Origin of the sequence: Janthinobacterium sp. (genome assembly GCF_031995485.1) — a bacterium.
Classification (GTDB): Bacteria; Pseudomonadota; Gammaproteobacteria; order Burkholderiales; family Burkholderiaceae_D; genus Janthinobacterium.
This window is the reverse complement of record NZ_DAMAGB010000016.1, coordinates 78,932-88,695: the sequence shown is the minus strand read 5'-3', so window position 1 is coordinate 88,695 and position 9,764 is coordinate 78,932. Positions and strand designations below refer to the sequence as shown.

At 64.6% G+C, this 9,764-nt stretch carries 1 protein-coding gene; it reads left to right on the top strand.

Annotated features, from left to right (window positions below; genetic code table 11):
• The first annotated feature begins 41 nt into the window (after positions 1 to 41).
• Positions 42 to 9,722, top strand: a complete 9,681-nt coding sequence (locus RTQ46_RS11820; RefSeq protein WP_312436762.1) for a YDG domain-containing protein — start codon at positions 42 to 44, stop codon at positions 9,720 to 9,722.
• Positions 9,723 to 9,764: the final 42 nt, after the last annotated feature.

The following is a 9,764-nucleotide window of genomic DNA, read 5'->3' as shown; positions in this document are numbered from 1 at the left end:
AGAACGGCGGCCTGATCCAGGCCGATGGCGGCAGCGTGGTGATGACGGCCCAGGCTGCCGGCAACCTCCTGAAAACCGTGGTCAACAACACTGGCATCATCGAGGCGCACACGATCGACACGCGCGGCGGCAGCATCAAATTGCTGGGCGACATGCAGACCGGCACCGTGAATGCGGCCGGCACGCTGGACGCCAGCGCGCCTGCCAGTGGCAATGGCGGCTTTGTCGAGACCTCGGCTGCACATGTGAATGTTGCTGACGGCATCAAAGTGTCGGCCAAGGCCACGAATGGTTTGTCAGGTACGTGGCTGATCGATCCGGTCGATTTCAATATTGCCGCCAGCGGCGGCAACATCAGCGGCACGACGTTGACCAACAGCCTGAAAGCGGCCGATGTGCAGATATGGAGCACCAAGGGCAGCGGCGGCACGGCCGGCAACATCAATGTCAACGATGTCGTCAGCTGGTCGGCCAACAAGCTGACGCTGACGGCGCAAAACAATATCAATGTCAATGCGGCCATGCGCGGCACCGGCACGGCCAGCCTGGCGCTGGAATACGGGCAGCAGGCTGTGGCGGCGGGCAATGCCAGCGTCTACAATGTCAAGGCCGCCATCGACCTGCCGAGCGGTAACAGTTTCAGCACGAAATTGGGCAGCGATGGCGCGCTGACCAAGTACACGGTCATCAACAGCCTGGGCGACATGGCCAGCACCAGCGGCCTGGACTTGCAAGGCATGCGCGGCAATCTGGCACGCAATTACGCGCTGGGCGCCAATATCGATGCCAGTTCGAGCGCAAGCTGGAACAGCAACCAGGGCTTCATGCCGGTGGGCGACGGGACGACCTTATTCACCGGCAAATTCGATGGCCTGGGGCATGACATCAGCGGCCTGACCATGGTCCGCAGCTCGCAGCTGGGCGGCTTGTTTGGCGAAGTCGGCACGGCTGGCGTGGTGCGCAACGTCAACCTGGTTGGCGCCTCGTTCAACATGCAGGATGTCACTTACAGCGGGTTTGGCGCCGGCATGCTGGCGGGACGCAACAGGGGCCTGATCGACAATGCCAGCGCGTCAGGCACGATGACCAGCCGCTACGGCATCCTGGGCGGCGGCCTGGTCGGGCAGAACTTTGGCACCATCAATAACAGTACCAGCAGCGGCGCGTATAAAGTCATCGCTGGCTCCGGTTATGGCGGCGGCGGGCTGGTCTACCGGAATCAGCTTGACGCGGTCGTCCAGAACAGTTCGAGCAGCATGACAATCAGCGGCATCGATGGGACAACTGGCGCCGCCACGACGGCCACGGGGCTGGGCGGCATGGGCGGGCTGGTGCGAAACAATCTGGGCCGCATCGCCAACAGTTTTGCCACCGGCGCGATCAGTGGCAACGCTTCAGTCGGTGGCCTGGTCGGCGATACCGGCATCAAGAGCACCATCACGGGCAGTTTCGCCACCGGCGCGGTGCTTGGCAGCGGCTCGGTGGGCGGTCTGGTCGGCAATAACACCGGCGCCATCAGCAACAGCTACGCCACCGGCAATGTCGGTATCAATAATAGTACGGGCAGCATCGTCGGCGGCCTGGTGGGGACCAACAGACTGACCAGCGGCAGCATTTCCAACAGTTATGCCACCGGCAACGTCAGCGGCTACCGGACCACGGGGGGCGTCACAGGTTCGAACAGCGCCACGATCAACAATGTCTATTCCACCGGCACCGTCACCGTCGGCGACACCGCCTACAATCGCAGCGGCGGCGTGGTGGGCGACAACAGCGCTGGCACCTTGACCAATGGCTATTACAACACTACCGCCAATGCGGTGCTGCCCGGCGTCGGCTTTGCGCAAGGCACCGGCACCATGCTGACCGGCACCACCGGCTTGAGCGCGGCGGCGATGCTGATACCGGCAAGTTTTACTTCTTTCAGTTTCACCTCGTCGACTGGCGCGGCCGGCAACAACTGGGTCGCGATCGGCGCCGACGGTACGGTCAACGGCAGCGGCGGCACGCGGCCGATGCTCAGCGCCGAATATTCCGACATCATCAATTCGGTACACCAGTTGCAATTGATGGCACTGAACGTGGCCGGCACTTACCGTATCGGCAACAGCTTCAGCGCGGCCGCCACGGCGGGCGGCGATGTCTGGGGCACGGGCGGCTTCATTCCGGTCGGTACCAGTGCGCTGCCGTTCATCGGCAGTCTGAATGGCGCCGGACGCATCATTTCAGGCTTGAGCATCGCCAAGTCCGGCGTCAGCAACGTCGGTTTGTTTGGTGTCATCGGCGCCGTCGGCACGGTAGCCAACGTGGGGCTGTCGGGCGGCGCGGTCACCGGTTCGCTCAATGTCGGCGCGCTGGCCGGCACCAATCAAGGCACGGTCAGCGGCAGTTTTGCCACCAGCGCCGTGGTCGGCGACAGCAGCGGCGGCGGCCTGGTCGGCAATAATATCGGCGCCATCAAGGACAGCTATGCCAGCGGCTCGGTGGGTGGCAACAACACCATGGGTGGCCTGGTCGGCACCAATACCGGCACCATCGCCAGCAGTTATGCGAACGGCGCGGTGAGCACCGGTTCCGTCGGTGGCGGCCTGGTCGCCACCGGCAAAGGCAGCGTCACCGGCAGTTACTGGGATATGACGACCAGCAGCCAGCCGACCAGCGCGGGCGGCACCGGCATGACGTCGAGCGACCTGAAAACGCTGGCCAACTACAACAGCGCGACGTCGGCCAACGGCTCGCTCAATCCGGCCTGGGAACTGAGCAATATGTGGGCGGTCTACGACGGCCAGAGCGCGCCGCTGTTGCGCTCGTTCATGAAGCCGCTGGTGATCACGGTTTCAAAGGATACCAAAGTGTATGACGGCCTTGCCGCCAGCGCCGGCAGCAACAGCGTCACGTATTCGAATGTGGTGGACAACAGCTCGCTGCTCGGCACGCCCGTGTATGCCGGTTCGTCCGGCGGCGCGGTCAATGCCGGCACTTATGCGGTGAGCGCCAGCGGCCAGTATTCAACCACGCAACTGGGCTATGCGGTCACGTATATCGACGGCGGCCTGGTCATTACGCCGCGCCAGCTCAGCCTGACCGGCGTCAGCGCCGGCAGCAAAGTCTATGACGGCACCACCAGTGCCGCGCTCACTGGCGGCAGCATCAGCGGCGTGCTCGCCGCCGACCAGGGCAACGTCACGTTCAACGCCGCCTCCATGATTGGCGCTTACGCCAGCAAGAACGTCGGCAATAACCTCGCCGTCAGCGCCAGCGGCGGCTTGAGCGGCAGCGCCAGCGCCAATTATGCGTTGGGGCCGTTGACTGGCGTCACCGGTAACATCACGCCGAAAGCGTTGACGATTTCCGGCCTGGCCGCCATCACCCGACAATATGACGGTACCACCGTCACCACGTTGACCGGCGGCACCCTGGACGGGCTGATCGCCGGCGAAGTGGTGACGGCCGGCGCCTCGACCGGCATATTTGCCGACATTAACGCCGGCGCCGGCAAGGCGCTGACGGTCATACCAGGCAGCCTGGTCGACGGAACTGGGCTGGCCAGCAACTACACGCTCACCGCGCCGACCGGTATCACCGGCACGATCACGCCAAAAGCGTTGACGGTGATTGGCGCGATGGCCGCCGACCGGGTCTACGACGGCAGCACACTGGCAGTCATCAGCGGCGGCAGCCTGGACGGACTGGTCGGCAAGGAAACGCTGACCCTGACCAGCATGACGGGCGTATTTGCTGACAAGAATGTCGGTACCGCGAAAGCGGTCACCGTCAGCGGCGCGGCCCTGACGGGCGGCGCCAATGGCGGCGTGGCATCCAACTACACGGTCACCGACCCGACCGGCTTGACGGCCAACGTCACCAAGGCCACCATCAGCACGGTCAGCAATATCGTTGCCGACAGCAAGGTCTACGACGCCAATACCAAGGCCACCGTCAGCGCCACCGGCGCCACCTTCAACGGCATGGTCGGCGGCGACAGCCTGTCGCTGAGCGCGACCAACGCCTCGTTCGCCGACAAGAATGCCGGCGTGGCGAAAAACGTGGCGGTGACCGGCATTGCCCTGGGCGGCACGGATGCGGGCAACTACAACCTGGCCAGCAGCACCGGCAGCGGCAGCGGCACGATCACGCCGAAAGCGGTGACGATCACCGGCATGACGGCGGTCAACAAAGTCTACGACGGCAGCACCAAGGCCAGCGTCTCGGGCGGCGCGATTTCCGGCACGGTCGGCGCGGAAACCCTGGGCGCGACGGGCCTGGTGGCGACCTTCGATGACAAGAACGCGGGAGTTGGCAAGACCGTAACGACGACCGGCACCACGCTGGTCAATGGCAACAACGGCGGCCTGGCCAGCAACTACACGGTAACCAATCCGACGTTTACCGCCAATATCACGCCGAAAGCCCTGACGGTGTCGGGCATGACGGCAGGCAGCAAGGTATATGACGGCCTGCTGGCGGCGGCTTTGTCCGGCGGTACGTTGTCCGGCCTGGTCAGCGGCGAGACGCTGGTCTTGACAGGCGGCACGGGCGTGTTCGGCGACAAGAATGTCGGCAGCGGCAAGCAGGTCACCGTCAGCGGCGTCGCCATTGCCGACGGCAGCGGCCTGGCCAGCAATTACACGGTCACCAATCCGACCAGCGTGACCGGTTCGATCACGCAAAAGGCGCTGACGGTATCGGGCCCGCTGGCGGCGTCCGACAAGGTATATGACGGCACCACTGCCGCCAGCGTTACGGGCGGCGCCCTGAGCGGATTTGTCGGCACGGAAACGGTCGAGCTGACCGGCCTGACGGGCACCTTTGCCGACCAGAATGCGGGCAGCGGCAAGGCCGTGACGGTCAGCGGCGGCACGCTGGTCAACGGCAGCAACGGCGGCCTGGCCGGCAATTACTCGGTCAACGCCAGCGGCAGCACGAAGGCCAGCATCACCCAGAAAGCCCTGACGGTAACCGGCGCGACAGCGGCCAGCCGGGTCTACGACGGCAGCACGCTGGCAGTCATCAGCGGCGGCAGCCTGGACGGACTGGTCGGCAAGGAAACGCTGACCCTGACCAGCATGACGGGCGTATTTGCTGACAAGAATGTCGGTACCGCGAAAGCGGTCACCGTCAGCGGCGCGGCCCTGACGGGCGGCGCCAATGGCGGCGTGGCATCCAACTACACGGTCACCGACCCGACCGGCTTGACGGCCAACGTCACCAAGGCCACCATCAGCACGGTCAGCAATATCGTTGCCGACAGCAAGGTCTACGACGCCAATACCAAGGCCACCGTCAGCGCCACCGGCGCCACCTTCAACGGCATGGTCGGCGGCGACAGCCTGTCGCTGAGCGCGACCAACGCCTCGTTCGCCGACAAGAATGCCGGCGTGGCGAAAAACGTGGCGGTGACCGGCATTGCCCTGGGCGGCACGGATGCGGGCAACTACAACCTGGCCAGCAGCACCGGCAGCGGCAGCGGCACGATCACGCCGAAAGCGGTGACGATCACCGGCATGACGGCGGTCAACAAAGTCTACGACGGCAGCACCAAGGCCAGCGTCTCGGGCGGCGCGATTTCCGGCACGGTCGGCGCGGAAACCCTGGGCGCGACGGGCCTGGTGGCGACCTTCGATGACAAGAACGCGGGAGTTGGCAAGACCGTAACGACGACCGGCACCACGCTGGTCAATGGCAACAACGGCGGCCTGGCCAGCAACTACACGGTAACCAATCCGACGTTTACCGCCAATATCACGCCGAAAGCCCTGACGGTGTCGGGCATGACGGCAGGCAGCAAGGTATATGACGGCCTGCTGGCGGCGGCTTTGTCCGGCGGTACGTTGTCCGGCCTGGTCAGCGGCGAGACGCTGGTCTTGACAGGCGGCACGGGCGTGTTCGGCGACAAGAATGTCGGCAGCGGCAAGCAGGTCACCGTCAGCGGCGTCGCCATTGCCGACGGCAGCGGCCTGGCCAGCAATTACACGGTCACCAGTCCGGCCAATCTGCTGGCCAGCATAACGCCGAAAGCACTGACGGTGGCGGGCGTGACCGCCGCCAACAAGACCTACGACGGCAGCACGGCCGCAACGCTGTCGGGCGGCACGCTCGATGGCCTGGTGGGCACGGAAACCCTGACACTGTCGGGCCAGAGCGGCGTGTTCAGCGACAAGAATGCGGGCAATGGCAAGGTGGTGACGGTCAGCGGCGCCATCATTGGCGATGGCACGGGCCTGGCCAGCAATTACACGGTCAGCAATGCGACCGGTGTGACGGCCAATATCGCGCAAAAAGAGCTGACGGTCAGCGGCACGGCGATCGGCAAGACCTACGACGGCAGCGCGGCGGCATCGCTGGCAGGCGCCGCCTTGAATGGCTTGGTCGATGGCGAAACGCTGGCCCTGGCAGCAGCGTTTGCCGACAAGCACGCGGGGAACGGCAAGGCCGTGACAGTCAGTGTCGGCGATGGCAGCGGCCTGGCCAGTAATTACACGCTCGCCAATCCGACCGGGCTGACGGCGAATATCGATCAGAAGGCGCTGACGGTGACGGACGTGACAGCTGCCAACAAGACGTATGACGGCAGCCGTACTGCGTCGTTGTCGGGCGGTAAATTGAACGGTCTGGTTGGCGATGAAATCCTGACCTTGTCCGGCCAGAGCGGCGTGTTCAGCGACAAGAATGCAGGCAGCAACAAGGATGTGACCGTCAGCGGTGCAACGCTGGGCGATGCCGGTTCGGGCGCCACGGCGGGCCTGGCCAGCAATTACAAGGTCAGCAATGCGACCGGTGTGACGGCCAATATCGCGCAAAAAGAGCTGACAGTCAGTGGCACAGCGATCGGCAAGACCTACGACGGCAGCGCGGCGGCATCGCTGGCAGGCGCCGCCTTGAATGGCTTGGTCGATGGCGAAACGCTGGCCCTGGCAGCAGCGTTTGCCGACAAGCACGCGGGGAACGGCAAGGCCGTGACAGTCAGTGTCGGCGATGGCAGCGGCCTGGCCAGTAATTACACGCTCGCCAATCCGACCGGGCTGACGGCGAATATCGATCAGAAGGCGCTGACGGTGACGGACGTGACAGCTGCCAACAAGACGTATGACGGCAGCCGTACTGCGTCGTTGTCGGGCGGTAAATTGAACGGTCTGGTTGGCGATGAAATCCTGACCTTGTCCGGCCAGAGCGGCGTGTTCAGCGACAAGAATGCAGGCAGCAACAAGGATGTGACCGTCAGCGGTGCAACGCTGGGCGATGCCGGTTCGGGCGCCACGGCGGGCCTGGCCAGCAATTACAAGGTCAGCAATGCGACCGGCGTCAAGGCCGATATCGCGCAAAAGGCTGTGACGGTAGCGGGCATTACGGCCGGCAACAAGGAGTATGACGGCAAGACCACCGCCAGCCTGGACACGGCTGGCGCGACCTTCAGCGGCATGGTGGCCGACGATCAACTGACGGCGTCCGCCAGCGGCGCGTTTGCCGACAAGAATGCGGCGACCGGCAAGGATGTCAATATCACCGGCATCGCCCTGGGCGGCGTGGATGCCGGCAACTACAAGCTGAGCGGCACCACGGCGCTTGCCAAGGCCGATATCTCGAAGGCAACCATTACAGCGGTAGCGGGCATTACGGCTGGCAACAAGGTCTATGATGGCAAGACTGCCGCCAGCCTGGATACGAGCGGCGCGACCTTTACCGGCATGATGGCCGACGACCAGCTGACGGCGTCGGCCAGCGGCGCGTTTGTCGACAAGAATGCGGCGACCGGCAAGGGTGTCAATATCACCGGCATCGCCCTCGGCGGCGCTGATGCCGGCAACTACAAGCTGAGCGGCACCACGGCGGTTGCCAAGGCCGATATCGCGAAGGCAACCATCACGGCGGTTGGTGGCATTGTGGCCGGCAACAAGGTGTATGACGGTAATACCGCTGCAACGATCGATACCAGCGGCGCGACGTTTGGCGGCATGGTAGCTGGCGACAGCCTGACAGCCTCGGCCGGCGGCGCGTTTGGCGACAAGAATGCGGCCAAAGGCAAGACCGTCAATATCGACGGCATCGCGCTTGGCGGTACGGATGCGGGCAACTATGCGCTGGCCAGCACCAGCGCCAGCACCACGGCCGATATCACAGCCAGGGCGCTGATCTTGAGCGGCCAGGTAGCGGGCAGCAAGGTGTATGACGGCAATGCCAACGCCAGCCTGTCAGGTGGCGTATTGAACGGGCTGGTCGCTGGCGAAAGCCTCGGTATTGCAGGGCAGAGCGCCGTGTTCGGCGACAAGAACGCGGCCAATGGCAAGACCGTCACGGTCAGTGGCACGACGCTGGTCGACAGCGCCACTGGCCTGGCCAGCAATTACACGGTGGCGGACCCGAGCGGCCTGACGGCCAGCATTACGCAAAAAGCGCTGACTGTGACGGGGCAAGTCGCTGGCAACAAGGTCTACGACGGCAACTCTGTAGCATCGCTGTCGGGTGGCAGCCTCACCGGCCTGGTTGGATCCGAGACGCTCGGCATTGCTGGCCAGACGGCCGCATTCAGCGACAAGAACGCGGCCAACGGCAAGGTGGTGACGGTCACCGGCACCACGCTGGTCGATGGCACGGGCTCGGCATCGAATTACTCGGTCGGCAACCCGACCGGCCTGACGGCCAGCATTACGCAAAAAGCATTGACGGTGACGGGGCAAGTCGCTGGCAACAAGGTCTACGATGGCAATAGCGCGGCGTCGCTGTCGGGCGGCAGCCTCGCCGGCCTGGTGGCGGGCGAGGCCCTGGGCATCGCTGGCCAGGCGGCCGTGTTTGCGGACAAGAACGTGGCCAATGGCAAGGCAGTGACGGTGACTGGCACGACGTTGGTCGATACAGCCAGCGGTGCAGCCAGCAACTATGCGGTCAGCAATCCGACCGGCCTGACAGCCAGCATTACGCCAGCCAGCCTGCTGGTCAGCGCCACGGGTGGCGTATCGCGCGTGTACGACACCACCACCAACGCCAGCGCGAGCCTGAGCGACAACCGGATCGGCAGCGACCAGCTGACCATCACCAGCGGCGGGGCGAAGTTTGCCGACAAGAATGCCGGTATCAATAAAACGGTCACGGTCAGCGGCATTGCGCTGTCCGGCGCCGATGCGGGCAATTACACGGTCAACGCCACGGCAACCACCACGGGCAGCATTACGCAGGCAGCCTTGGGCGTGAAGGTAGACAATGCCGAGAAGGACCAGGGCCTCGTCAATCCTGCCTTCACGGCCAGCTACGCGGGCCTGCTGGGCAATGACACGCTGGCCAACGAGGTGAGTGGCAACCTGGTCTTCAGCACGCCAGCGGGCACCGGCTCGGCGGCGGGCAGCTACCTGGTGTCGGCGGCTGGCCAGTCGTCGACCAACTATGCGCTGACCTATACGCCCGGTGTGTTGACCGTCAAGCCGACCGAAGTGCTGCAAAGCGCGCTGGCCAGCGTGATCGGTACCGTCAATGTGGCGCCGTCGCAGGGCAATATGGTGCAGGCCGAAAAAGTGGCAACGGGCGAACCGGTGGACAGCAAGTCCGATGCCGTTGCGGTGGTACGTGGCGAAACGGAGCCGGGCAGTACGGCCAGCGGTGGCACCGCACCGGCGGTACAGGCGACGGGGGCGGTGACGACCAACGTCCTGCCGGGCTTGCGCCTGAGCGTGGTCGACACGGGCCTGCGCCTGCCATCTGATGGTGGCGCCACCAGCGTCGAAAGCCAGTAAGCCCGGCCTGACCGGCCTTGCACGTGGAAATGCCGCTTCGGG

Excerpts from the sequence above, each read along its gene's own strand:
- RTQ46_RS11820 (WP_312436762.1), top strand. The coding sequence starts at position 42 with ATGACGGCCCAGGCTGCCGGCAACCTCCTGAAAACCGTGGTCAACAAC.